At 46.8% G+C, this 23,957-nt stretch carries 25 protein-coding genes and 1 pseudogene; 2 read left to right on the top strand and 24 right to left on the bottom strand.

Annotated elements, in window-relative coordinates; all coding sequences use genetic code 11:
* Window positions 1–782: 782 nt before the first annotated feature.
* The 18 genes and pseudogenes from EKM88_RS12655 to EKM88_RS12740 form a co-directional block, all read right to left on the bottom strand.
* Window positions 783–2,207, bottom strand: coding sequence for an FAD-dependent oxidoreductase (locus tag EKM88_RS12655; RefSeq protein WP_125706687.1), 1,425 nt, complete (start codon window positions 2,205–2,207; stop codon window positions 783–785).
* Between the two features lie 22 nt (window positions 2,208–2,229).
* A complete protein-coding gene (arsD, locus tag EKM88_RS12660; RefSeq protein ID WP_125706688.1) occupies window positions 2,230–2,559 on the bottom strand; it encodes an arsenite efflux transporter metallochaperone ArsD in 330 nt (109 codons plus the stop codon).
* Window positions 2,560–2,682: 123 nt separating this feature from the next.
* A complete protein-coding gene (locus EKM88_RS12665) occupies window positions 2,683–3,978 on the bottom strand; it encodes an arsenic transporter (protein WP_107773128.1) in 1,296 nt (431 codons plus the stop codon).
* 56 nt (window positions 3,979–4,034) lie between these two features.
* Window positions 4,035–5,765 (bottom strand): arsenical pump-driving ATPase, encoded by a 1,731-nt coding sequence (arsA, locus tag EKM88_RS12670; RefSeq protein WP_107773130.1) that lies wholly within the window; start codon window positions 5,763–5,765, stop codon window positions 4,035–4,037.
* Window positions 5,766–5,847: 82 nt separating this feature from the next.
* Window positions 5,848–6,210: an arsenite efflux transporter metallochaperone ArsD gene (gene arsD / locus EKM88_RS12675; protein WP_125706689.1), complete on the bottom strand. Its 363-nt coding sequence runs from the start codon at window positions 6,208–6,210 to the stop codon at window positions 5,848–5,850.
* Window positions 6,197–6,547 carry an ArsR/SmtB family transcription factor gene (locus EKM88_RS12680; RefSeq protein ID WP_125706690.1) on the bottom strand — a complete coding sequence of 117 codons (351 nt, stop codon included), beginning with the start codon at window positions 6,545–6,547 and terminating at the stop codon, window positions 6,197–6,199. Before EKM88_RS12680 ends, arsD (EKM88_RS12675) begins: the two co-directional genes overlap by 14 nt.
* Before the next feature lie 184 nt (window positions 6,548–6,731).
* Window positions 6,732–7,049: pseudogene (locus EKM88_RS12685) on the bottom strand (transposase); the annotation flags it as partial.
* A gap of 474 nt (window positions 7,050–7,523) precedes the next feature.
* The gene (locus EKM88_RS12690) at window positions 7,524–8,447 is read right to left on the bottom strand and encodes a conjugal transfer protein (protein ID WP_125706692.1); all 924 of its coding nucleotides are present in this window, start codon (window positions 8,445–8,447) and stop codon (window positions 7,524–7,526) included.
* Complete coding sequence (locus EKM88_RS12695; RefSeq protein ID WP_225418490.1) at window positions 8,444–8,944, bottom strand: hypothetical protein; 501 nt, start codon at window positions 8,942–8,944, stop codon at window positions 8,444–8,446. Before EKM88_RS12695 ends, EKM88_RS12690 begins: the two co-directional genes overlap by 4 nt.
* Window positions 8,945–8,986: 42 nt before the next feature.
* Window positions 8,987–9,982, bottom strand: coding sequence for a bifunctional lytic transglycosylase/C40 family peptidase (locus tag EKM88_RS12700; RefSeq protein WP_125706694.1), 996 nt, complete (start codon window positions 9,980–9,982; stop codon window positions 8,987–8,989).
* Window positions 9,979–12,081 (bottom strand): CD3337/EF1877 family mobilome membrane protein, encoded by a 2,103-nt coding sequence (locus tag EKM88_RS12705; protein ID WP_125706695.1) that lies wholly within the window; start codon window positions 12,079–12,081, stop codon window positions 9,979–9,981. The genes EKM88_RS12700 and EKM88_RS12705 overlap by 4 nt, the downstream gene beginning before the upstream one ends.
* Window positions 12,068–14,533 carry a conjugal transfer ATPase TcpF gene (gene tcpF, locus EKM88_RS12710; protein ID WP_125706696.1) on the bottom strand — a complete coding sequence of 822 codons (2,466 nt, stop codon included), beginning with the start codon at window positions 14,531–14,533 and terminating at the stop codon, window positions 12,068–12,070. Before tcpF ends, EKM88_RS12705 begins: the two co-directional genes overlap by 14 nt.
* Window positions 14,517–14,909 (bottom strand): conjugal transfer protein, encoded by a 393-nt coding sequence (locus tag EKM88_RS12715; protein WP_125706697.1) that lies wholly within the window; start codon window positions 14,907–14,909, stop codon window positions 14,517–14,519. Before EKM88_RS12715 ends, tcpF begins: the two co-directional genes overlap by 17 nt.
* A gap of 61 nt (window positions 14,910–14,970) precedes the next feature.
* Window positions 14,971–15,468: an antirestriction protein ArdA gene (locus EKM88_RS12720; RefSeq protein WP_125706698.1), complete on the bottom strand. Its 498-nt coding sequence runs from the start codon at window positions 15,466–15,468 to the stop codon at window positions 14,971–14,973.
* Between the two features lie 3 nt (window positions 15,469–15,471).
* On the bottom strand, window positions 15,472–15,693 hold the full coding sequence (locus tag EKM88_RS12725) for a hypothetical protein (protein ID WP_003606383.1): 222 nt from the start codon (window positions 15,691–15,693) through the stop codon (window positions 15,472–15,474).
* A gap of 98 nt (window positions 15,694–15,791) precedes the next feature.
* A complete protein-coding gene (locus EKM88_RS12730; protein ID WP_125706699.1) occupies window positions 15,792–16,526 on the bottom strand; it encodes a DNA-methyltransferase in 735 nt (244 codons plus the stop codon).
* Window positions 16,527–16,656: 130 nt separating this feature from the next.
* On the bottom strand, window positions 16,657–16,983 hold the full coding sequence (locus EKM88_RS12735) for a hypothetical protein (protein ID WP_125706700.1): 327 nt from the start codon (window positions 16,981–16,983) through the stop codon (window positions 16,657–16,659).
* Entirely contained in the window at window positions 16,973–18,163 is a 1,191-nt protein-coding gene (locus tag EKM88_RS12740; RefSeq protein WP_125706701.1) for an XRE family transcriptional regulator, read from the bottom strand. Before EKM88_RS12740 ends, EKM88_RS12735 begins: the two co-directional genes overlap by 11 nt.
* Before the next feature lie 405 nt (window positions 18,164–18,568).
* Here EKM88_RS12740 and EKM88_RS13545 point away from each other — a divergent pair, with 405 nt between their 5' ends.
* Together EKM88_RS13545 and EKM88_RS12745 are read left to right on the top strand one after the other, a co-directional pair.
* A complete protein-coding gene (locus EKM88_RS13545; protein ID WP_225418491.1) occupies window positions 18,569–18,994 on the top strand; it encodes a hypothetical protein in 426 nt (141 codons plus the stop codon).
* Between the two features lie 32 nt (window positions 18,995–19,026).
* Window positions 19,027–21,078 (top strand): Spaf_1101 family AAA-like ATPase, encoded by a 2,052-nt coding sequence (locus tag EKM88_RS12745; RefSeq protein ID WP_404819982.1) that lies wholly within the window; start codon window positions 19,027–19,029, stop codon window positions 21,076–21,078.
* Here EKM88_RS12745 and EKM88_RS12750 read toward each other — a convergent pair.
* From EKM88_RS12750 to EKM88_RS12775, 6 genes are read right to left on the bottom strand one after another with little or no spacing between them, the layout of a single operon-like run.
* Entirely contained in the window at window positions 21,047–21,307 is a 261-nt protein-coding gene (locus EKM88_RS12750; RefSeq protein ID WP_125706702.1) for a hypothetical protein, read from the bottom strand. The two genes, EKM88_RS12745 and EKM88_RS12750, sit on opposite strands and share 32 nt — an antisense overlap.
* Complete coding sequence (locus EKM88_RS12755) at window positions 21,304–21,579, bottom strand: hypothetical protein (RefSeq protein ID WP_125706703.1); 276 nt, start codon at window positions 21,577–21,579, stop codon at window positions 21,304–21,306. Before EKM88_RS12755 ends, EKM88_RS12750 begins: the two co-directional genes overlap by 4 nt.
* The gene (locus EKM88_RS12760) at window positions 21,569–22,957 is read right to left on the bottom strand and encodes an FtsK/SpoIIIE domain-containing protein (RefSeq protein ID WP_125706704.1); all 1,389 of its coding nucleotides are present in this window, start codon (window positions 22,955–22,957) and stop codon (window positions 21,569–21,571) included. The genes EKM88_RS12755 and EKM88_RS12760 overlap by 11 nt, the downstream gene beginning before the upstream one ends.
* A complete protein-coding gene (locus tag EKM88_RS12765; RefSeq protein ID WP_125706705.1) occupies window positions 22,954–23,241 on the bottom strand; it encodes a hypothetical protein in 288 nt (95 codons plus the stop codon). Before EKM88_RS12765 ends, EKM88_RS12760 begins: the two co-directional genes overlap by 4 nt.
* A 19-nt stretch (window positions 23,242–23,260) precedes the next feature.
* Window positions 23,261–23,512 carry a hypothetical protein gene (locus tag EKM88_RS12770; RefSeq protein ID WP_125706706.1) on the bottom strand — a complete coding sequence of 84 codons (252 nt, stop codon included), beginning with the start codon at window positions 23,510–23,512 and terminating at the stop codon, window positions 23,261–23,263.
* A gap of 13 nt (window positions 23,513–23,525) precedes the next feature.
* On the bottom strand, window positions 23,526–23,789 hold the full coding sequence (locus EKM88_RS12775) for a hypothetical protein (RefSeq protein WP_125706707.1): 264 nt from the start codon (window positions 23,787–23,789) through the stop codon (window positions 23,526–23,528).
* Window positions 23,790–23,957: the final 168 nt, after the last annotated feature.

Genomic DNA, 23,957 nt, shown 5'->3' on the forward strand with positions numbered 1-23,957 from the left:
CGCCGAGTGGTGTCAATTTTAGCACCGAATGGGGTAAAAAAGATCGCCGAGTTGGGCAATTCGCTTCGCCGCCTTCATCGCGTTCACTATTCATAATGCTGACCTCCTGATCTAAGTAAGTTGCGCTCGGCACATATACAGACGGAAATCAAAAGCCGAAATGAAACTGAATTTGACTTTTTTCGAAATTTAGCATCAAAAGGGTAAAACAAAACCGCCAGGCCGAGAAGGCTAGGCGGTTCATAAGGATGTCCACAGTAAGTTTTAGGCCTTTTTAGACGCAAGGAAGCCCCAGTGCACCGGAGCTTTTGCTTGAATATCAACTTTCAAGCTTTAAATCGGTGATCCTTCCTCAATCGGATAATCGACTGTTTCTTCGCTTATTCGTTTAATAGTACTTGGGTAACTTAGTGTTGTTCCTGCGAGTAGAGCGAGTGAGTTTTATTGACGAGTGACAGCTTGACATAATGCGAAAATGCTTGTTTGACATTTTGATCAGACATGACAATTCCTCTTTTACCAAGCAAATACTGAACAAGTGTTGAAAATGAAACCGTAGTAAAAAAAGATTTTAGATTTTGTTTGATTGATATATTGAAAAATGTAGTTTGCTTTTTAAAAATAGAGCAATCAACGAAATGGCATCGCTAATTACTCTATATTGATTGGACACTTTAATAATTTTGTTACGGTTTTGTTAGAATTAAATAGTACTTTAAAGAGAATTTTTTAAATTAATCAATATTTATTATAAAAAAAGATATTAAAATATCGTGTTCTAATTATACGGATTTTCGATTTATGGGTAATGGATATTTTGTGTTTTGTTGTTCCCAATTTTGTGCCGCAATTTGGACCGCATCCCAAGGCGATCCGACTGGTGGTGAATAGGATAAATCCAGATCACTGATTTCAGCCACGGTCATATCATTAAAAATTGCTATTGCAAAAATATCACTTCGTTTAGCCACTTCACTACCATAATGACCAATTAGTTGTACGCCTAAGATCCGCCCAGTTTTCTTATCACCAGTAATTCTGATTCTAATTTTTTGAGAGCCGGGGAAATAGGCCTTATGATCATCAACAATAGTGGTTACCGTTAGAGGATCAAATCCTGCATGTACTGCCTCGCTGGCTAATAACCCAGTTCGCACAACCACTAAATCGAATACTTTTAAAACCTGTGTTCCGATACTACCCTTAAAGGCACGTTGAATACCTACAATATTAAAGCCCGCAGTTCTTCCTTGTTTATGAGCAGTTGTACCTAATGGTAAATATGTTTCACCTAGCAAATGGTGTTTTGTTTCTACTAAATCACCAGCCGCCCATATATCAGGTAATGAGGTATGCATATATTGATCAACCTTGATTGCACCTGCAATTCCCGTCGTTGCTCCAGCCTTAATAAGTAATTCGGCATTAGGTTGTACCCCAACTACAATTAACACTAAATCGAACTTATAAGCTTCTGATTTATGACGTTCATTTAAGCCAATAACTTCCACATGTCGATTAGTTTCGTTAATTTCTGAAACGGTTAAACCAGTGACAACATTAACCGAATTCATAGACAATTTTTGATGAATAATTTGACCTAGATCAGTGTCTACTGTGGAAAGTATTTCCGTACCGCGTTGAAAAATGGTTACATCTAACTGGCGGTTTTTTAAGGCTTCTGCCATTTCAATTCCAATATAGCCCGAACCAACAATTGCCACTTCTTGAATATCATCTGTGGCTAGAACCTTTTCGATTGCAAAGTAATCCGCCATTGTGTGCAGAACATGAATCTTGCGTGACTGTTGTATTCGTGGTAGATCAACACCCTTAATATTCGATAGCTTTGGCTTTGCTCCGGTTGCCACAACCAAGTGATCATAGTGATATACTTTTAACTCACCTGCAAGCGAATGTGCCACAACTTCGTGTTGCTGTGGGTCAATTTTTTCTGCAACCATGTTCATTTGAAACTCGACACCGGTCGCGGTCAATTCTTTCAAACCGCGATGAGCCAATGATTGCCAATTAGGTACCTCACCACTGATTGCATAAGGTAAACCACAAATTGACAAATTGGGATATTCATCTGCCAACAAAACTTGAACTTCGAGTTCTGGCTTTAGTTCTTTGGCTTTTAAGGCTGCTGAAACCCCTGCATCACTACCACCAATAATCAATAACTTTTCCGCTTTATTTGCCACTTATTTATTTCCTCCACACTTGTTAATGGACACGTGCACGACTTAAATCTTGATGTAAATAATTTGAAAATTCCTGGAAGGTTGGGTATCCACCTTGTTTAGTAATTATCCCATCAACTATGGTTATGGGTAAAATCTCAATTCCATATTTTTCTAGCAACGCCTGTATCTGATGATTACGAGCAAAAGCATCTGGATTTTGAGTGAGATTTCTACGGATAATTAGGTTCTTACCATTTGCATTAACATGTCGTTGAAGCGCAGTTGTTTGAACTAATATTTTATTTACGCTAGGCCCACACACACCGGTTGCACAACACATTGCTTCTTCAAATATTTGAATTTTAACCATAATTTACCTCGCTGATTAAACGATGAAAACGTTCAAACTCTTCTTCTACCTGTGTATAATCACGAAAATAGCTGGCTGCTAAATTGTTTAAAACTAATTTGAATCATAATAAACCATCATTCCTTAGCCGAAAATACTTAACGATAACCATAATCCGCATAACGTAATAAACAAAACTGGAATTGTGATCGTGATACCAATTTTAAAATAAGTTCCCCAAGCAATTTTAACGCCTTTTTGCCCCAAAACATGTAACCACACTAAGGTAGCTAGTGAACCGATCGGTGTGATCTTTGGTCCTAGATCAGAACCAATAATGTTTGCATAAACTAAGGCTTGATGCATTAGTCCTGATACATTGGCGCCTTTGATCGACAAGGCATTGATCATGACTGTTGGCATATTATTCATCGCTGATGATAGGAAGGCTGCCAAGTACCCCATGCCCATAGTTGCTACGAAGCGGCCGCCAGTGGCCATTTTAGCAATCACATTGGCAAGTAGCGCCGTTAAACCGACATTTTGCAGTCCATAAACCACCACATACATCCCCAGCGAAAAGAAGACGATGTTCCATGGTGCGCCTTTAATGACTGCCCGCGTGTCAACTTGCGGGCTTTGTTGCCCGACCAACAAGAAAATCAAGGCGATCGTCAAGGCAATAAATGAGACCGGAATATTTAGAAAACTGCTGCTAAAGTAGCCGATCAATAGCGCAGCCAAAACGACCCAAGAAAATTTAAATAACCGTTGATCCTTGATTGCCGATTTTGGTTCAGCGACTTGGCTGACATCATAATGTTTGGGTAGCGCTTTGCGGAAATATAAGTATAAAATACTGATACTAGCAACTAGGGAGAACAAATCCGGGAGCCACATTCTCAGTGCATATTCGGAAAACGTAATTCCGAAAAAGTCGGCAGAGACAATATTAACTAGATTACTGACGACTAAAGGTAATGAGGTGGCATCGGCAATAAAGCCACTGGCTATAATAAACGGAAAAACCTTTTTTTCATCAAAATGTAACGCACGGACCATGGCTAAAACAATCGGGGTCAAGATCAACGCGGCGCCATCATTGGCAAAAAGTGCCGCCACGATCGCACCTAAAACGGCAATTAAAACGAACATCCGTACGCCATTGCCTTTAGCCAACCGCGCCATATGCAAAGCGGCCCATTCGAAAAAGCCGATTTCATCTAAAATCAATGAGATCAAAATAATCGCGACAAACGATAAAGTGGCGTTCCAAACGATTCCCGTAACGGTGCCCACATCTTGAAGCGTGACGACCCGAAATAATAGTGCCAGTAATGCGCCACCAATTGCGGTCCAGCCGATCGATAACCCTTTAGGCTGCCAGATAACAAATAGTAACGTGAGTAAAAATATAAAAACGGCTAAAAAAACTTGCATAATTCCCTCCAACGACCAAAATCAGGGTACCACTACCCTGATCAGTTGATTTTTATTTAAATAGTTAATAAAGTTTGTTCAAAATTAGGCTGCCATTGTTCCACCGCAAAATGATCGGCCGAAATGGCTTTGACCTTTTCGATCCATTCAACTTCATTTTGGGCGCGCGCCTGTAAACACGGATGCGTAGTTTGTGTGGCTAACATACTTTGGTTGACCAGCCACCAGGTATGCGCGATCTTTGCGCGCTTCAAGTCTTCATTAAGCCGCATTGATTCGTAGACCGGCGTGGTTTCTGGCAAAGTCACCATCACGATCTCAGTCTGAGCGGAATCTTGTAATCTTGGTAGTAGCTCAATAATGGCCTGTGGCACATCACCGGCCGTACGTTGCACTTCCTTAGCATAGCTTTGCGTTGAATCCAGCAGTAACAAAGTATGCCCAGTTGGCGCAGTATCGATCACCACCACATCGCTGTCATTTTGCGCTACAATATTGGCAAAAGCGCGGAAAACAGCAATTTCTTGCGTGCAGGGTGACCGTAGATCTTCGGCGACGTAATCGACGTCAGCCGACTTCATAGTCTGCCGTGCCACGGCTAACACTTCGGCTTGATAATCCTGCAACACCTGTTGTTCGTCAATATGACTGATTGTAACTGCTGGATCATCTGTTTTAAAAAAATCAAGATGATCGGCGGGATCAGTGGTCGCTAAGTGTACCGTTTTATGTTGGGCGACCAGCTTTTGCGTAATTTGGACCGCAACCGTTGTTTTACCGACACCGCCTTTACCCATTGTAAAAATGATTTTTTTATTTGTTTTGATCAAATCAGCAACAATCCGATCTAAGGCGGGATAATTATTGTTTAGTGGCAGGTAGGTCGCCAATACCGGTTGTTCCGCTTGTAAAACTAAGCGCAATTTATCTAGGCCAGTCACATTATAGGCCCGTAATGGGACCTCATATTGGGTAAATTCCTTTAAAATCGCCGGCATCTGTTGTAGATCGGCTTGTTGTTGCGTATAAATAGCTTGCGAGGCTTGATCCGCTGGTGCTTTAAGCGTCCCGTTAATGATCAATTGTTGATTTTGTATCCCGATTGCAGCTAGTTCCTGGGCCGCCCGGGCCGCCTCAAGTAACGCTGCTTTTTGTGGTCGTGTGACTAACATTAAGGTGGTTAACTCGCTATTACTCAGTGTTGCTACGGCCTTGGCGTAAACGGCCTTTTTATCACCCATGCCTGCTAATTGACCAAGACAAGAAGCACCGCGATCATTTTCAGCTAAATAATTATTCCACGCCGCTGGTAGCTGTAACATTCGTAAGGCATGACCAGTCGGTGCTGTATCAAAAATAATATAATCAAAACGCTGGTCGATCGTCGGATCAGTTAGGAAATTGGCAAACTCATTAAACGAAGCAATCTCGACGGTACAAGAGCCGGATAGTTGTTCTTCCATGTTTTTAACTGCAGCATCAGGCAATACCCCGCGGTAAGGGCCAACAACACTTTCCCGGTACTCACCAGCAGCTGTCACCGGATCGAAATTAGCGGCAAATAGGCGGGGTACCCCTTTGATTGCCTGTGGTTTATTAGTTAATTCCGTATTGAAAACGTCTTGTAAATTACTGGCTGGATCGGTGGAAACCAACATAACTTGCTTACCTGCATCGGCTAAATTGATTGCCGTGGCGCTGGCCGTTGTCGTTTTTCCCACGCCGCCTTTACCAGTAAAAAACAAGTAATGCGTTAAATGTGCTTTTTGTGGATGATAGTCTTGCATTGTTTCCTCCTTAATTATATAGATGATTATCTATATGTTGTCCAAAAAGAAATGGCCGTGCCATCTCTTAGCTTAAGTAAAATCAGCAACAGCCACTAGCGCCGCCACAGCAACCGCCTGACTGCTTAGCCGGCACAAAAACCAGTCCCGTATAGTCAGATAACTCGTCAATAGTTGGATAATCGCCTGTCTTAACAATCTGTCCATCAACAACCGTAATTGGCAAGACGGCATCGGGGTCATCCTTGATTGCTGCTAAAATATCGGCCCGTTCGCTAAACACGTCAGGATTATTACTGAGATTGTAACGATCGGCTTCAATCGTTTTAACGCCTTGTAGAGCATCAAATGCCGATGTGATCATTAAGAGATCCTGATTGACCGATGGGCCACAAACTCCAGTAGAACAACACATTGCTGGTTCAAATAATTCAATTTTTTTCATTAGTAATAACAACCTCTCTGGAAGCGCACGCTTCACAATCTGCATCGTGACAGGCACATTGATTATCGCTGGATAATAATTGTGCCGTGTCTTGTTTAAAGGCCGATATGAACTCAGCTTGTAGGGTATAGTGCTGCCATTTACCTTCTTTACGTGCAGCAACGATACCAGCATTTTGCAATACTTTCATATGATGAGATAAAGTCGGTTGTGAAAAATCAAAATGCTCTAAAATATCGCAGGCACACAAAGAACCACAAGAAAGTAGATCGATAATTTTCAAACGAGATGAATCAGCCATTGCTTTAAGCATTTGAACATATTTTTGATAGTCCATTGTAAGCCCCTTTATAAGTTATGACTGTTAGATTATATATAGGCACGTGTCTATGTGTATAACATAGACCATTGTCTATGTAACCGTCAAGCTTTATTTTAAATTGATATAGCATTAATCAACAAAGCTTTGATTCTAGTTTAGGTCAATTGCATTAGTGGCCGTTAAATCAGCTCTCAATATTTCATTGGATCAGAGTAGATTTGGAGTCAATTCTGAACTTCTCGCCATCTAAGACAGTCATCAATGAAACTGGTCTAGTAAATGTTAAAAGCAGCTGTTTCAAATTAGCCATCACCACCGCCACATCGACCCGAACCGTAATGGTCTCTGCTGTGCGGTTCAATTCTAGGTCGAGGCCGAGCGTACCTTTGATGAACGCAAACTCTCGCCCGATTTCACCGCGTCGGTTCTTCGCACTTTGATCTTCGCGTCTCTGTGCGGCGTCAACGTGCTTAGGCCTGCGACCTAAGGGGGGACCACTTAACCGAATACCTAAATTGCTGCGCATCATTTTGACGATAAACCATAATTATACCTCCACTAGTACCACTAGAAATGTAAAGGAAATCTTGGGAAACTGGAAAATTCATATGCATTTATTATACGATAATAACGCAGAGATTAACCGGCGTTATTAGCTTGGACAATTTATTCAACTGCCACTATACTAGGACATGCTGGACGATGGTTTACTGCTGCGGTATACGTAGGAATTAGCTGTTTTATTCTGTTGGAGAGTGGGACTATTACGCACTTCTTTGAATAATCAGATTGCCTTATGCAAATATCTTGTCGCATACATCCCTAGAAGAACTAAGACATATGCATAACAGATACCCAGTCATCGTGGTGACTTATTTCCTGCACTTGCTCAAAAGACTTGATTGTGTGATTATACGACCAGAGCAACGACGATACCCGGCACGACCTGCTACGCCAGTTTCAGCGTGAGGTCGTGCCGGGTATTTTGCTTTTAGATGCCGTCGGTTATTATCCAGTTGTTGCTTTGCTTGGAGAGGGTCAGAGTGTACTGCGATACTTGGCTCATATTGTTGTCGGTGTCGAGATACTTTACAGACACGGTAACGGTTAGCCCATTTTTATTCTGCTTGAAGACTGGATCTAGCAGTTCCACGAACTTAAGGTTGCGTTCAATCGGGGGCGTACCGTCTTCGACATAGTATTTGAGTTCGTTGCGATCGCTTAGCGGGTACAAAGCGAAGAACGTCTTGAGAAACTTGGTTACGTCATCTGCGTTGCTGCTGGCTACCGTATTATCGGATTGGGTGTCTGGCAGTTTGATCCGAGCTGTTGCCGGTTCGGCCGCGATGGTGGGATTCCTGGTGACCACCATATCACCGCTGCTATCTTGCATGACGTTAATGGTGTAAGTGCTGGTCACAGATTTCTTGTCTTTGCCCTTAGTGAGGTCTTGCTTCACCGTGAATAGCACGCGGAATGTGTTTTTAGCTGTCTTGCTCACGTCCCAGACCTTGACCTCACACACTGTGGCAGTTGTGGGAATGTCACTCCGCACGGTGTCGGTGTTCAGTGATTGCAGTTGTTCCACCAGATAGGGCTGCAAGGCTTTCTGGCGCTGGTCAAGGACTTCGTGGTTAGGCTGCCACGAGTAGTAGAGTTTAGCGAAGTCTGTTGTGAAGGTCGCCAAGGCGTGCGTGTCGATCACCTTGGTCTTGATTACTTGGACTTCATGCACTGTGTGGGTGTCGATGGCGGTCATATTCTTGTAGACGCCGAAGCTGGTGCTGCTGATCAACACCGCCCAGCAAAGTAGTGTAACCGGACGGCGCAAGCCGAGGTGCTTAACTTTGGGTGGCTTTGAGGCGGCTGGTTGCTTCTTGAACCAGCCTTTCTTTTGATTTTTGTCTTTACTCAAGGTTTGTTCACCTTGTCCTTTCTAATTTCGTAACAGCGGTAAAAGTCATCGTAAATATCGAGAAACCGTATGAATAAACGTTGCAGCGAGATTCGTTTGTATCCCTCGTAGTCGGTTTCGATATACTGACCAAGTTCACGGTCGTTGTTGAAATATTCTTCGGCCAAGTAACGTTCGCGGTCGAGGATATATTTGCGGTCTTCTGGGGCGAACACTTTGCCCTTGAGCCATCGATCAACGGCCACTTCATGCGCGACAGCGAGGCGATACTCGCGCCGGTGCCCGTATTCCATTTCCGGCATTCGATCAACGAAGCGGTCAAGAACGTGGCACAAGTCATCAGTATTGGGCAGGCGTTGTTTGAAGAACTTGATACGTTCCCACTCGCCTGACGCAAAGTCTAATTCTTTATTGCGTAGTGCGCGGTTGTCACCGAATTTGAGATCAACGTGCGCCTTTTGCAGCGCGTCGTCATAGGTGTTGGTGATGAGATCCATCCAGTCAAAGTAGCCGATACCATTTTGATCCATCGTCTTTACCTACTTCTTCACACGCCCAGCGCCGATCAGGTGGGCTTGCCAGTAGCTGGAATTCAAGTCAGCGTAGCCAAGTGGGTCACCGGCATTGTACATTTTCATGCCGCCGACATAGATCCCAACGTGGGTCACATAGTCGGCAGTGTCATAGGTTGAGTGGAAGAACACTAAGTCGCCGGGCTTGGCGTCTTTGATGTTCAGATGTGCCGTAGCGTCGTATTGTGCTTGTGCGGTGCGGGGAAGTTTGATCCCAGCTTTGCCGTAGCACCAACTAGTCAGCCCGGAACAGTCGAAGCCAGTTGATGGCGTTGAGCCACCGAAGACATAGCGTGTGCCTTGATACTTGAGTGCTTCGTCCATGATAGCTTGCACCGTTTTGTCGTCGAATTTCGCACCACCAGTGACCAGGTATTGCGAGATGACCGACACGTAGTACATGTTCCCATAGGCATAGCGCCAACTATCCTTAGCAACCGCGTTGGTGTAGGGGACTTTCTTGCCACCAGACTTCTCTTTGGCAAAAGACGTTGCCAACGCCAGCGTGTACTTTTTGCCGTGCTTAGCAACGTACTTAATAAAGCCGCCGCCGAAGTTGTAGCTTTGAATCGCGGTATTGAGATCTACACCGGCAGTCTTCATGTTTTTGAGTAGTGACGCGAAATACTTCACGCCTTGCTTGATGGACGCTTCGGTATCTAGCGTATTGACCGGCAGTCCTAGTGATTCACTAGCTTGCATCACATCGCCACCCTTGCCACCGGATTCAACCTGCATGATGGCAAGTATCACCATCACCTGGTCTGAAATGCCGAACTCCTTGCAATACTTTTCAACCGTCAGCTTGTGCTTGTAGACTTCAGCGGATAAGTTCATTGCATCGGCTGTGATCGCAGAGGCAGGCTGGTCTTCGTCATCGTCAGAGGCAATGACTGCAAAGAACAGACCGCCAATCAACAGTATTGGGAGTGCGGCAAGAGCTAACCAGCGCCAGAGCTTCATCGTTTCTTAAACCCCTTAGCCTTTTTGATCCGCTGTGGCTTTGGGTTGCGTGGCTTAGCTGGTTTTTCGGAAACGAGGGTCAGTGGCTTCTTCTGTTTCTCTGTTGGAGGGGCTGGTTCTTGGTGCGGTGTGATGGTGGGTTCTGCTTGCGGTTTCGTGACTGGACGCGGGGGACGAGTTGAAGTTGGCTTCGTTGCCGCACGCTTAGGCTGACCGCTGGCATCAGCTTGTTTGGGCTTCGGCTGGGTAGGCGTGACGGTTGTTGGCTTACGGGTTGACTCAGCCGGTGGCTTGGTAGCCGGTGGTTTTGGCTTTTCAGGATCTGACTTAGGCTTGATTGCGAGTTTGCGTTCTTGCATTTGCTTACGCCGTTGCTCGAGCTGCTTGTCACGTTCTTGCTGATTGGCCTCACGCCGCCCCTTGAAGCTGTCCTTCGCAGTTTCGGTGGCCTCCTTAGTCAGTTGCTTACCACGATGCAGACCATATAAAACGTTGGTCGGTGCGTCCTTCACCTGATCAAGGCCACGTTTGGTCTTGTCCTTGAGCTTGTTGCCGACATCAGATACATCGGCGAGTTTCTCACCCAGACGTTGGCTACGTGGCTTCTTGGGTTGTTGTGGTTTGGCAGCGTCCGCAGTCTGCTCGCGTTGCGTTCCTGTCGGGAACTGCGATGTTTGCGGCATTCCGCGACCTTTACCATAGCCTCGCGACAGGAAACGGCCTGCCATCGCGCCGCCCATTGCACTACCGACGAGCTGCCGAAGCATTCGGTTCCCACGGCGCGAAAAACGTTGAGCTCCTTGCTGGGCGTCAGAGCTGTGGAGCTGCATCATGCCCATCAGGTCGCCCAGCTTCATCCAGATACCGGCGAAGATAGTGACTTGCAGGAAGGCCACGAGGAAGAACGGCGAGGTTGCCGATAGACCATAGACCATTGCCGATAGCGAGAATGCCATCGTAATCACCAGTGTCACGCCAACTCGCGTCATGATCGTGTTGAAAAGTTTCATGATGTTTTGCTTCATCAAGCCGTTAAAGGACGGCAGCATGGCAAGCAAGAACGACACTGGTAGGAACGTCGCGTATATGATAAAGAGTATCTGGCTGAACAGCATCATTGCCGTTAGGAAGAAGACGAACAAGGTGATCGCAATGTTGAACAGGACAACAAAGGTCGTGGTGCCCAGCCGATTGATGGTCATGGTCGGCGAGAGGTTCTCGTTGTCATTGTCTTCAATTTCAGCTTTCACCACGTCAGTGCGGGTTTTACCCTTGTCGCCAAACGGGTCGGCCTTCATCAACGTGTTCACACGATCCTTGCCAACGTTATCAGCGTCGCTATCGCCGAATTGTAGAAGCGTCCACGGTTGCTTCACCTGAATCTCAAACAACGTGTCACGGATCGCATCGACGCCTGATTTATCGGTGGCGGTATCAGTCCCCATAATCATCTTGGAGCCAGTGTTAAGCGCACTGGTACTGATGTCAGAGCTGAACTCGTTGATCTTGCTCACGTAGTCTGGGGCATAGGCGATAAAGCTGGCTGACGTAATGAAGATCACCACAAAGTTCACGATTGCCGAGATAGCTTTCGAGGTTTCGCGCTTGATGATACCGGTATACGCGACGTAGATACCGACCACTAGCGTAATCATCAGGAGCATCCCGGGATAAAAGCCGTCAGTGGCGAAGCCATTTTTGGACACGCCAGCCAACAGCTGCATGTTCTTCCCAATCGCGTCAGATGTGTCTTTGATAAAGTCCAGCGAGTAGGCTTGCTGAATCAGGTAGCCCGCAGCGTTTGAGAGGTAGACCGAGAGTGTCCACAAGAAGTTGGTGATAGCATACAGGCCGTAGCTCACAGACTTACCGATACCATCGCCCCAATTCCAAGGCAGCCAGTCCCAAGACGTATCGACGAAGTAGTCGAGCTGGTAGTGCGACAATGGATACTTGGAATACTCGTTAGAGCCGCCAGACTGATCATCAACTAGCCCGGCAGCGTGTACCGGCTGACCGCCGGCAAGCACCAACACCAACATGAATGCCGCGACAACACCGAGGAACAGCAGTAGCCGTCGACGTTTAGCTTTCGTCATCAGCGATCACCTCCACGGGCTTCGGTGGCCGAGTGTCAAAGGCGTGGTGTAAGTGCTCAAAGATGTAGTCGAAGTGCAGCACGCCGACGTGCCCCCAGATGTCTTGGAAGAAACACTCCCCATTATCTAGTGACCGAAGCCGGTTTTGATTACCTTCGTCGTCGGCATCGAGGCCAAAGAAGTTGAGGGTGTTTTTGATTTCTGTGATGTCGGTACTGCGGAACGCGAATTTCTGGGCGATGTTGTTCTTCATCTTTTCATCGAGCAAGTCGTCCGCATTTTGAGTGACGAGGTAGACCCCGGCATTCATCGAACGACCTTCACGAATCAGCTTCATGGACAACGCCTTACCCTGTGCCACGTTCAAGAACGCCCAGGCTTCGTCCAAGTCCACAATCTTGAACTGGGCGCGGTCTTGGTGAATGAAGTCGATGGCGAACGTGCTGATTATCATGAGCATTGCCACCGACAGCATTTCCGCAGTGATATATTCTTCCTGCGTCTTGTCGGCGTCCGGTAGTACCAAGTCTGCGATTTGCACGATGTTGATTTTGCGGTCAAGCGCGATTGTCCGCCGCGCCGTTCCGTCAGAGAACAACAATGCCGCAAAATCATAGTCCGTAAAGGATTCGATATGATCGGCAATGTTGCGCGCAATAGGCGTGTCTTCGCGGCGGAGTTCATCAATGACTTTCAACAGTCCCGGTTCGGGCGCTTGCGTTACCGCACGAATCGCTTTGCGCAGCGTCGGGAAGCGATCAGCATCACGGCTTGAAATCCCCGTGAGGAAGGTCAGGGTATCAACGGCCAGCGATTCCGAATCCTTCAAGTTAGACAAGATGATATAAGGATCAAGCAGCCCACGGTTTTGTTCCTCACTGGTCAAGTTGACGATATTGATCTCGTTTTCCATAAAGTCTAAGTTCTCCGCCCAGCCGGTACGTTCCGACTTTGGATCAAGAATCAATGCCTGTGCCCCGTAAAGCACGGCGTAGTAGACGAGCAGATTGTTGGAGAAGGACTTACCACCACCCAAGCTACCGAGAAACGCAGCGGATAAGGCATTGGTAACAGTCCCTTTGATTCCTTGCGCCGCAATATCGGGTTGCAAGTAGACGTTGCGTCCGGTGTCCACGTTGTACCCGATGTAGATGCCTTCCTTTTCACCGAGTGATTGTGTTGCACCAAAGCCTAGTGAGGCGATGAAATCGCTGGTCACGTACTGGATATAGTCGTTGATGTAACGCTTGGAAGCTGGGATAAACTCACTGTGCAGCCCCAGCATATCGCCGAATGGTCGCACGAGTTTGATGTTGAGGCTGTCGTAGAAGTCGAGTAGCTGATCGGCGCGGCGCTTCATTTCGTCTTCGGATCGCCCGGCCACGCGAATGACGTAGCTGATCTTGTACATCGCGTCCTTCGTTTGATCAAGGTTGCTTTCAAGCTCATCGACTGAATCCAAGGCATCGCTGACGCCGCGTGTGGTCTCGTTGCCGGACTGATAAGCATGTTCGTCGAGGTCTTTCAACTCCTTCTTTTTGTTACGCACCTTAGTCAATGCCTTCTTGTTTGTCACGATCTCAACGTTCAAGCTAGTGTCGATTGGAAAGTCGAACTGGCTTTGTTGGAAATAAAAAATTTCACTGCCGGGAAACTCCAATTCACCAACAATGTCGGAAAGCGTCAGGTACGTCACGTAACTACTATCCAGTCCGTGGGTGATCTTGATCGAGCGTTGGTGCTGCTCAATCAGTGAGCGTGTTGGATTGATCAGGTCATATCGCTTGAGAATTGTGTCGCGCTTGGAATTCTTGCGGGGCAAGTGGTATTCATAGTCGTCGTAATCTTGCCCCGTCATGCCGTATAAGTGCTCCAACAAGTAGCCGAAGTCGTTCTTATCGAGCGGACGAACTTTGAACCGGCGACCAATTTTTTCGGCAAGGAACTTAGCGGACTTGGCGTAACGTTCCACCTCCGCATTGTTCATGGTGAAGAAGTCACCAGCAAACGTTGTGTTGAACTCGGCGAAGAAGTCCCGAATACCCAAGGACATATCCTTGAAGATGGACTTGGCGGTAACCTCAGCGTCGTTCAGCAACAGCTTAAAACCGATGAAGAAGCGGTAGTCCACTTGGTTGTCACCGACGTTTTCGGTCAATGCTTCCGCTTGGCCGTCGATGTGCTGGAAGGCGATGTCTTTCAGCGACCCCTTGACCAACTTCTTCGAGCGGTCGAGAGTGTCCCGAACACTGGCTTCGGTGGCGAGCTGCAATAAATGGAGCTTACCGTCACGGTTCTGGGAAATCAGTTGACGGAAGTTCTCATGGACTTGTTGCTTCTGTTCGGGTGACAGAAAACTGTAATTGTAAGGGACTAGTTCAAAATAGGCGAAACACTCCCCGTCAGTGTTCCAGACGAGATTGTCTTCGATATACTTAATTGGAAATTTCATTGTTGTACCTCCAAACGTAGGTCACAGCGGCGGTTTGTTTGGCCTTTTGCGACTTCACGGGCTTACCAGCATAGGTGAGCTTCGGAGTGATGGCGTAGTTAATCACCGACCGCAAGAATCCCATTGGCTTCTTGTTGTCGAAGGTCTTTTGGCTCATGAACCACGTTAACCCTGCAGGAATGCCAACGTACTTGAGAAATGCGCCGTCAATGAATGACAGAGGCGGTAAGTCGCCCAGCAGCATGACCGTAAACAGACTGACAATGAACCACGTCATTTGCGTAAACGTAATTGGAAATGGCAGTTGCAGGTCGTTGATGGCGTACAGCACTTTTTCCACCGACCAGATGCTGGTGTAGGATCTGACTTTCTTCATGTGCTCTCCTTTCGTGGTGAGATAAAAGGACTGACGCCTTTTGCAGCGCCAGCCCAGAGAGTTAGTCTAATAATTGGTAGATGCCGTAAGGTGTTTCAACGAAACCTCCTTCAATTTCGAGGTCACGTCCGACCTTGGCATAGTCGATATAGTTTTCGACTTGTGGCGGAATGTCGCCGAACCAGCCTTCGTCAGCCAGTTCTTCGGCCAACTCCGTCATGTTCGCAACGTGATAACAGGCGATGTCATCCTTGTGTGCAGCGAGTTCGATTACGTTGTCGTACCACTCGCCGATCAGCGCTTTGATGGCCGGATAAATCTCGGTACCTTTCAATGCTTCAACGGCTGCGGCAGCCTCGTTGATCTCACCAATCGCTGAATACTCACTAAAGACAACGGGGCCTTCGTAGTCCTGAACCATGTATTCTTCGTACTGGTCGTTCAGTCCTAGCTTTTCAGCGAGTTCTTCGTTGTTGATTGGTGGCGTGAACCAGGCGCCGATAATCTCGCCTTCGTTATACTTGCCAAGATTGGCAATAAATACTTTGATGTCGTCCATAGGCTAAGCCCCCATGACGCGATTGAACAGATTCAGCAACACGTCTTTAACCCCAGCGGTATTGAATACCAACCCCACGGCGATGATCGCAATGACCAAAAAGCCGATCAACTTGGAGAACTCGCGCTTGAAACCAAGGTAAACCCCGATAATGGCGATTGCCATCAGTACCAAGCTCTGTGCGTTGGAGGTGAACCAGTTAAACAAGTTTTGTCCGAAATTCATAATAATCATCCTTTGATTTTTAGTTTTGTGACCAGGGCTCCTTTCAAATATGCCGCTGTTTTGGCGCGGTCAGCGGCGACCGGATTGTGAGTGATAAATCAGAATAGTTCAGTTTGCGTAGCATGATGTTGCTTGATTCGGTCGTTAGCACGCCGCCAGTATTCTTCGCTAATTTCATAGCCGATGAAGTGGCGATCAGTATCCATTGCCGCAATTGCGGTAGTACCAGACCCTATACAGTTATCCAGCACAATCTCGCCGGGCTGGGTGTAAGTCTTGATGAGATAGGCAAAAAGATCGACGGGCTTTTGTGTCGGGTGCCAGCCGGTGCGATCAGACTTGTAGTTGAGCACGTCAGATGGGTAGTTTGTCCACTCTTGCGTATAGCTATCAGGCGCGTTCCACGGGTGCAGCTGGTTGGTCTTCTCATACTTGCGTGAGTTGACGGTTTTGTTATAGGGGAGCAGTCCTTGGGGGAAGTAGTTCATGCCTTTGGTGTCAGGGGAGTTACCAAAGTTGGCCGTGCCTGATTTTGAGAAGACGAGAATTTCCTCGAAGCGGGATAGCGGACGGTTCTTGGCGTTGACGAAGTTCGTGACGGTATTCTTGATCCAGACCCACTTGTAGCGATACAAGGCCGGGTTTGATTGCACTAAGTCCGCAGAGAAGCGTTCAGTTGCGGTGAGCACAATCGCGCCTTGCGGTTTAATGAGCCGCTCGTATTGACCCCAGAGGTATTCAAACGGGATTACCTTGTCCCAAGCGTTTGCTGTGGTCCCATACGGCAAGTCGCACAGGACCATGTCGATAGAGGCTGTCGGTAAGTCCGCCATGCCTTCCAGACACTCGCGATTATAGATAACGTCTAGTTCGATTGCGTTGATACTCCTTTAGTTGAATTTGTGACCATCACTCCTTTTTGAATTGCGATTGTTTTGCCACGGTCAATCGCGACCAAGTGGGTTAATCGAAAAACAGGTCTTCCACCGGCGACGTGAAAACCGGCCAGCCTGATTCTTCGGCGGTTTGATAAAGCAGCCGGCGCAGCTCGCCGTAGTTCAAGGCGCGCCCATCGCGGCCTATCAGAGCTGCCGGGTGTTCTTGTTGCTGGTGCCGCCAAGCGATGTAGTCTTGTGCCGTGAAGCCCAAACTGTTCATGTCGCAGATACGCCGGTACTGCCTGTGCTCGACAACGCCGACCAGTGCTGATTCGTAGACGTAGACGTTCAGCACGCAGTCATTGAATCGCTTGCCGCGCAGTTGGTGGGAAGCCAGCACGTCATTGATCAAACATGTCACCTCCTAGTTCATCGCTACCAACGGTTTGCTGCTCAATCAGCTTGAGATGTTTGTCGGTCAGTTCGGCGTCTTTAATCATGAGCTGCAAGTCGGTGGTGCCGAAGTAGTTGTCAATTTCCTTGATGACCTTGAGCGTAGGCATCACTTGTTTTTGGAGCCACGCCTTGGTTTTGTTCAGGTCAAAGGGCTGGGGTGCCGTGGTCAATCGAATTGGCTGGCGGCCTTGGCCGATGAAGTATGCCCAGCGTTCGTTGAGCGGCCACTTCAAACGGCTTTTGTCCGCTACCTCATCAACGAACCGCATATAGCGGGTGACGATGCCGAACGCGACTTTTTCGACGTCACGGGTAATCAGCATGTTCTCAATCGCCTTAATCGCCCGCTCGTTTTTCAAACGAATTTCAAACCGGTTGATGATCGGGGTGTCGGCAATCGAGATACCACGTTTAGCCGCTTGTTCAGCCGCCTTTTCGTAGATGCAAAAGTACACGTCACTTTTCATCGTGCCGACGTATAGCGTATTGCCTCGGCCAACCTCGTCGAGATCCACGAGCTTTCCTGATTGCAGCCCTTGGAACGACCGCATGACGGAAATGCACTCATTGTTCAGGCACTTATCGACCAGTTCTGGAATGCTTAACAGGCCAACCATGTCGTTAATTGCAATATCGACCCGCTTGAAAATGCCACCAGCTTCATCGACCCGAAGGAAGTAGTCGTACCAGTTCTCACCGTGACTAAGCAGAATACCTTCAAACTCCCTGCAGCCTTGGCCTTTCATTTCAACCAACGTGCCGAGATTGGAGCCAACCGGCGCGACCATGACCTGAATGTTAGAGAAGATATACATGGCCGAATAGCCGTAGAAGCCGTGTTCTTCAAATATCAGGTGTTTTGGGGTCAGGCCGAGAATCTTAGTGATCACGGCTTTGGCGTCATGGGTCGGGAACCGCACACGCATGTAGTCAAACATTAGCGTCAGTTCTGGTTCGTCGTTCCAGTTCTTGAGCAGCCGGTCGATTTCCATTTGCAGCGACGCGCTAGGGTTAGTCTTACCGTTTTCCACTTGGACGTAATGCATCCTTGTGACACCTAAGCGTCGAGCGACTTGAGCTTGCGTCAGTCGTAATTGTTTGCGCTGTAGCTTAACTTGTTCATACCAAGAAACCATATTTTAGCCTCCTTAGATTTTTGGACAAAAAAAAGATGGATGCGGGGTGCAATCCATCTTTTTGTAACTATTCAATTTAAGCCTGTCGTATCAGGCTTTCTACCTTCTGTTCAGGCACAGACGTTGTATTTAATACCCCCCTGTTAGAGTACTGGGGGTAAGCGGTCGGCTGGCGCCGACCGCTGCCACTCACGCTTGCGGCTTTCGCGCTGCACGCCGCGCGTGGCGGCAGTGAGCCACAAAGGAGGCCTATTTGAAACTTTGTTAGGCAGGTTGGGCTATTCTTGCCTCTCAAAAATGAAGTATCATTAAGGCAAAGAATGTATCTACTTTGGGGGAATTGCTGTGCCATTTCGTGAGAAAAAGTTGTTTCGTAGAATCCCGAGTTCTGATCTAAACCAGATATTGAAAAAAATCGAGGGAATTAAGCAAATATATGGCGAATATCAGAAGACTTTGATTCATTTTCATTCGCCGGCGTCGCATGATTATCGATTTGTCGACAATTCTAAATATTTGCGACAAGATCAGGCGCGGAGATTGTTTACAAGTTTCGATCAACAGGAGATAGATAAGATTGCTACTGATTTTGGATTATTCAACTTTCCGCGGATTACTCCTGACTATTTAAAGAAGATGGTAGACAACAATCCACTGTTCGAGACAGTCAAGGAACTTGAGGCCTACCTATTGATAGCGATGAAACTGTATCTGGAATCAGTCAAAGTGGCTGTCATCACAGATCACAACACGATAGATGGCTATTATCGGCTTAAAGATGCTATTAGCATTCTAAAAAATGTTTTCCAAATAGGTCAGTTCCGCAATTGATTTTTGGTGTTGAAATTTCGTGTGGAGATTCATTGCACGTCGTTGGTATTGCAGATAATTCTACTAAGAGTAAACGAAGAGTGGCAAAATTTATCGCCGATAATATTTTAAGTGTTAAGTCTGGAACATATTTGACCTCTTGGGAAGTGATTGAATGGTTTCGAGAAAGGGGATTTATCTCGTATGTGGCACACATCAATACTTCCGACGTATTCAAGTCTGACTACGGAAGTGGTGCATATAAAGAACGCCTCTTTTCTGTTAAAAACATGCAGGTAGTCGGTATTTCTAATGTTCTAACTAAGCAGGCCACCTTGCAGCGCCTGCACAATCACAAGGTAGAGGAACCCGCTGTGTTCCTGGACGAAGATTCACATAGTCTTGATGAGTTGGCTACTAATACTTTCTGGGTTAAAGGACAAGAACCGGATTTTAATATGCTGCGAAATGCAATTGAAGATTCAGATATATCGCTAAAATTTGATCGCCCAGAGTTGCCTAGTGTATTTATAAAAAGTGTCTCGATAGACGGAGATGGCTTTCTTGGAAAAGGAGGAAGTCCATTTTCGGTTTCATTTTCAACGGCGTTGAATTGTATTATTGGCGGGAGAGGAACGGGAAAGAGCACACTGTTGGATTGTGTCAGTTTTGTTTTGTCTCAGCATGTGCGTGATCTTGCACAACTAAAGAATATCTGCAAACAAGGTAGAATTTCGTTAACATTATCAGTTGATGGAAAGGTTTATTACGTTGTCTTTAACCCGGCCATAGAGGGAGTTCGTGAAGATGCATTTATCCGCGGCTATCTATTTGGTGAGGAGCATCAGCTTCAATATTCAGATCGAATGGAAGATCAATTTGATGAAGAAAAGATCACTAAAGCGACCCAAGGAAAAATTCAGATATTTTCCCTACACGATGATGCTATATTTGAGGTGAGTGAAAAAAAGAAGTTCTTCAATCGTGTTTTTCGTTCGTCATACTCTGTGAACGAACTAGTAAAGAAGGCATCAGATCGACACATTACGTCATTCATTGAAAGCCAACTAAATTCGACATCTATGAAGGTTAGCAAGATTCGAACGGCCACTATTGAAAACGATAAGCAATTACGAGAGCAGGCAGGTCGAGTAAAAACGACGTTGAAAAACCATAAAGCAGCCATAGTTGAGAAAATTGCGCGCATCAATTCTGAATCTAATCGGGTTCGCGTAACATACACACAAAAGCCGCTCAGCTCGCAATATTTTGATTGGTCAAGACAATTCGATCCAGATCTGTTTAAGACCTCTAAACGCTGGTTTCAAAATTACAACATTGACGCTGATGGATTGATGGATTTATTTGACAAAGGTTCAGATGAGTTTGGGATAATAGGTCTTTACCTGTTAGTCAGAAATGAGGATGTTGAAAAACTTGGCCCGTTATTGTTGAGCCTTACGACTCCCGTCGGCACACGAGAGATTGATAACTCAATCAAGGAAATTACGACCGAAAATATTAAAGAGGTACTCGGAAAAATTAAGGACAAGATTGTCAGGCCAACAAGATTTCATATTTATGATTTGCTGAATCAATATTACAGAAGTGTTGATCAATTTGACCTGGAGTTTGACATCAATAGCTCTGAAAATGATAGCCAAACTACGGTATTCAAGTCTATTTCCGAAATTTCATTGGGTCAAAAAGTAGTAGCGTTATTAGACTTTATTTTCATGTTTGGTGCGGTTAGTGGTGATGTAACGCCACTTCTTCTGGATCAACCGGAGGATAATCTCGATAGTACGTATATATACCGACATTTGGTTGAATCATTGCGTAGACAAAAAGATCATCGCCAGGTTCTAATCGTTACCCACAATTCAACGATTGTGACAAATTCCAAGCCAGAGCAAGTGATATCGTTAAAATCGGATAACAAACATGGATGGGTTGAAAATACTGGCTATCCGACCGAAGCAGAAGTTGTCTTACAAATTGTTAATTTGCTTGAAGGGGGAGTAGCCTCGTTCAAACACAAGGAATTTGTATATAGCCCGATTATTGGAAGCGTTAGCAATGGTGCGCCCAGTCATGGTAAGTGAGAACCATGCCGTCGGCAGAAATATCAGCCGTGAACCAGAAGTACACGGGTTTGCCTGATACGGTGCGGTCAGCGGTAAGCTCCAGCCAGTGATCACCTGCTTCCCATGGCTCGATGTAATCGCAAAGCTCCATCAAGGCGTCTTCCGCGTCACTCATTGTCCCAGCTTTGATTGTATTGGCGTAATCTTCTGTAAATTGCATCTTGTTTCTATATTGTGGTGTAATCATTCTTCATCACCTTCATCTGCGACGTTGGTGTAAGTCATGATCAAGCCACCGTCGTCGCCAGTAGTGACGTTGAACCAAAAGCGTTTCGGAAAACGATCGGCGGTCAGTCCGCCGGGAGCGCCCATCCAGATCCGTGAATCCGGGTACTCATGGGCGTGCATTGCCATCCATTGCAGCTGGTCTTCCGCGTCTTCGTCAGACTGGAAGGGCACGTTCTCGTGAAAGTCGTTGAGGAATTGCGATCGGTTTTCGATTTTGACATCAGTGCTCATTTGGCACCTCCTGTTCTGTTGGGGTTGCGGGTACGGTATTGGCTGCGGCACCAATTTCGGTGAGGAAATCATAGCCGCGAGGTACTAGCGGTGTGTAAAATTCGGAGATTACGCTGCCGCCAGTGTCCACATAGCCGCGTCCCTTGATTGGTTTTTGGAAAAAATCTTTATTGGTTTCGCCGAACATCATGGAATAGCCTAGCTCACTCATGCGCCCAAGCGCCACGCGAAACATAAACTGATCTCTTATCCCGTCGCCGAGATATTTGGCGTCGGGGCGTTGGCAGGCCAACACGAGAAAGAATCCAGCTTGGCGACCAAGCATGACAATCTGCTTGAGTTTGGACATGACTTGCATGGCATCGCGGCCAAGCATATCCATAAAGGCCACGTATTCATCAAAAATTAGGAAATGGGCGGGTAGTCCAAGATAGGCGTAGTTCTCGCCGGTCTTGTACCCGTCCATTTGTTTCATTTTGTCGTTGCGCGCCATCATGTCCTGATAGAAGGTTTCAAGTGCACCGAGCATGGCTTCCTTCTTGGCGAAGACTCCAGGCATCACGTCAGCTAGATCGGCTAAGTCTGCATTTTTCGGGTCAAGAATGGTGAGCTGGGCACCGTCTTTCAGCAGGGCTTCAATCAGCGTCAAAATGAAGTAGGTTTTCCCACCACCAGTCCCACCAGCGATTAACATGTGGGGCAGTGCGTCGTAGTGCCAAGCCACAGTTTCCATGAGCTGCATGGAGCCATGTTCACAGGTCACGTCAGCGATGGTAATACGCTTGCCAATGGTGTCGTAAAGCAAGGTGTACTCGACATAAGAATCGTGCAAGATCTTGTCGACCAGTTCACAGTAAAGACCAGCCTCTAACTTCTTTTCCAAGTGCAGGAGCTGATCTTGATAGGAAGACATGACGATTTCAACAGAAACGTGGATCAGCCCGTCTTTGAGCCGGTAGTAGATTTTGGGAAAGTGCGAGATTTTCTCTTTGGTGTGTGTTGAGCCTAAGTCCTTGAAGAAACTCTCACTGTTGGACTGGTCAGTTTGGTACCACTTGTTCTCCATGATCATGCGGGCGAGCTTCTGGCGGTGTTCCATCTGCTTGTAAGAATCCGCAAACCAAGTTCGGTATGCCCACAGTCCAGCACCAAAGAGTAGTGCTGTGCATAAACTGTTAATAATCAGCGGCAGCCATGACCAAGGCAAGGCCACCACGTCCGGCCAATTAAAGAATTTCCAGTTGATTTGTTTTAGCAGCGGCCAATAGGCAATGGCGGCTCCAGTTACCCACAAGCAAACCGCAACGGTCATCGCCGTGTTGTAGAGCAGGTTGCGTTGACGCAGATAGACCCGTGTACCGCGATACGTAAATTTCATTCGTCAATATTTACGCCGTCGTAGCCAATTACAAGTCCAAGTGGGCTACTTGAAACGTTGAAACTAAAGCGCGCGCCTTGGAGATAGGCGTCGGGTTTCGCACACTGCTCGCTGGCTAAAATTAAATCACAAGCATTCATGCCAGCTTGAACCGCGTGATTAGCTGCGTCGATTAAGTTGATGATGACGTCACCGGTGGGTGATGCACCGTTGTCAAAATCAGCGATGTGTTCGTAGTGAAGTTGAAAGTCGTCCAAGTTGACGAGGGTTACTTGATCATTCATAAAAATTCTCCTTTGGGCGTTACTTGACGCCAATGTATTTGATAGATGGTTGTCGGTCTTCGGTGTCGATATTGAAGCTGAACTCTTTGGATTCATGATCGCGGGTACACTCGCCGTCTACCCAAATAGAAAACGGTTCGCCAGCAGTTGCCTGTTCAGCAGCCATCAGCACCATGTCGATCAAAGCGTCCGGGCTAGGATCATGGAAGTCAGGGTCAACTAGCGCGGGATAGTCTTCCAAAAAGCCGTCAATACTTAGTGCTTGTGCCATGTCATCAGTCCTTTCATTCATCGCTGACGCCCAGATACGAGAGCCGCAAGCCATCTTCACCTTCGTATGAAGTGAACGAGAACAACTTATTCATGCCGTCGTTGGTCTGTTCGCTGTCGATATGCAGGTGTTGGTAGGATTCGGGGCTGTCTTCCATGAGTTCCACCATGTCTTGCAGGATCTCGTCTGGGTCAAGGCGGTAGTCGTTGCCGATTTCTTCGTTATAGTCGTCGATGAACACTTCACGACCAACTACGGTAAATGTGGAAGTCATCATCAGGGATCAACTCCTTTCGTTAGTGACAAGTAACCGCCGCAGCGGGCGGCGCGCGCGAGGAGTGGGGCAATGAGCTATTTCTTGTCATTGTTGTTTGGCTTCTCCTGCGGCTTGACCGGTGCGGTAGCAATCACGAGATCCTTGGCTTTCATGTACCACGAAGTTTCA

The organism is Lacticaseibacillus daqingensis (assembly GCF_003946115.1).
Lineage (GTDB): Bacteria > Bacillota > Bacilli > Lactobacillales > Lactobacillaceae > Lacticaseibacillus > Lacticaseibacillus daqingensis.

Coding starts and splice junctions, on each gene's coding strand:
- arsD (WP_125706688.1), bottom strand. CDS start 2,559: ATGGTTAAAATTCAAATATTTGAAGAAGCAATGTGTTGTGCAACCGGT.
- EKM88_RS12665 (WP_107773128.1), bottom strand. CDS start 3,978: ATGCAAGTTTTTTTAGCCGTTTTTATATTTTTACTCACGTTACTATTT.
- arsA (WP_107773130.1), bottom strand. CDS start 5,765: ATGCAAGACTATCATCCACAAAAAGCACATTTAACGCATTACTTGTTT.
- arsD (WP_125706689.1), bottom strand. CDS start 6,210: ATGAAAAAAATTGAATTATTTGAACCAGCAATGTGTTGTTCTACTGGA.
- EKM88_RS12680 (WP_125706690.1), bottom strand. CDS start 6,547: ATGGACTATCAAAAATATGTTCAAATGCTTAAAGCAATGGCTGATTCA.
- EKM88_RS12695 (WP_225418490.1), bottom strand. CDS start 8,944: ATGGATCTCATCACCAACACCTATGACGACGCGCTGCAAAAGGCGCAC.
- EKM88_RS12700 (WP_125706694.1), bottom strand. CDS start 9,982: ATGAAGCTCTGGCGCTGGTTAGCTCTTGCCGCACTCCCAATACTGTTG.
- EKM88_RS12705 (WP_125706695.1), bottom strand. CDS start 12,081: ATGACGAAAGCTAAACGTCGACGGCTACTGCTGTTCCTCGGTGTTGTC.
- tcpF (WP_125706696.1), bottom strand. CDS start 14,533: ATGAAATTTCCAATTAAGTATATCGAAGACAATCTCGTCTGGAACACT.
- EKM88_RS12715 (WP_125706697.1), bottom strand. CDS start 14,909: ATGAAGAAAGTCAGATCCTACACCAGCATCTGGTCGGTGGAAAAAGTG.
- EKM88_RS12720 (WP_125706698.1), bottom strand. CDS start 15,468: ATGGACGACATCAAAGTATTTATTGCCAATCTTGGCAAGTATAACGAA.
- EKM88_RS12725 (WP_003606383.1), bottom strand. CDS start 15,693: ATGAATTTCGGACAAAACTTGTTTAACTGGTTCACCTCCAACGCACAG.
- EKM88_RS12730 (WP_125706699.1), bottom strand. CDS start 16,526: ATGGCGGACTTACCGACAGCCTCTATCGACATGGTCCTGTGCGACTTG.
- EKM88_RS12740 (WP_125706701.1), bottom strand. CDS start 18,163: ATGGTTTCTTGGTATGAACAAGTTAAGCTACAGCGCAAACAATTACGA.
- EKM88_RS12750 (WP_125706702.1), bottom strand. CDS start 21,307: ATGATTACACCACAATATAGAAACAAGATGCAATTTACAGAAGATTAC.
- EKM88_RS12755 (WP_125706703.1), bottom strand. CDS start 21,579: ATGAGCACTGATGTCAAAATCGAAAACCGATCGCAATTCCTCAACGAC.
- EKM88_RS12760 (WP_125706704.1), bottom strand. CDS start 22,957: ATGAAATTTACGTATCGCGGTACACGGGTCTATCTGCGTCAACGCAAC.
- EKM88_RS12765 (WP_125706705.1), bottom strand. CDS start 23,241: ATGAATGATCAAGTAACCCTCGTCAACTTGGACGACTTTCAACTTCAC.
- EKM88_RS12770 (WP_125706706.1), bottom strand. CDS start 23,512: ATGGCACAAGCACTAAGTATTGACGGCTTTTTGGAAGACTATCCCGCG.
- EKM88_RS12775 (WP_125706707.1), bottom strand. CDS start 23,789: ATGATGACTTCCACATTTACCGTAGTTGGTCGTGAAGTGTTCATCGAC.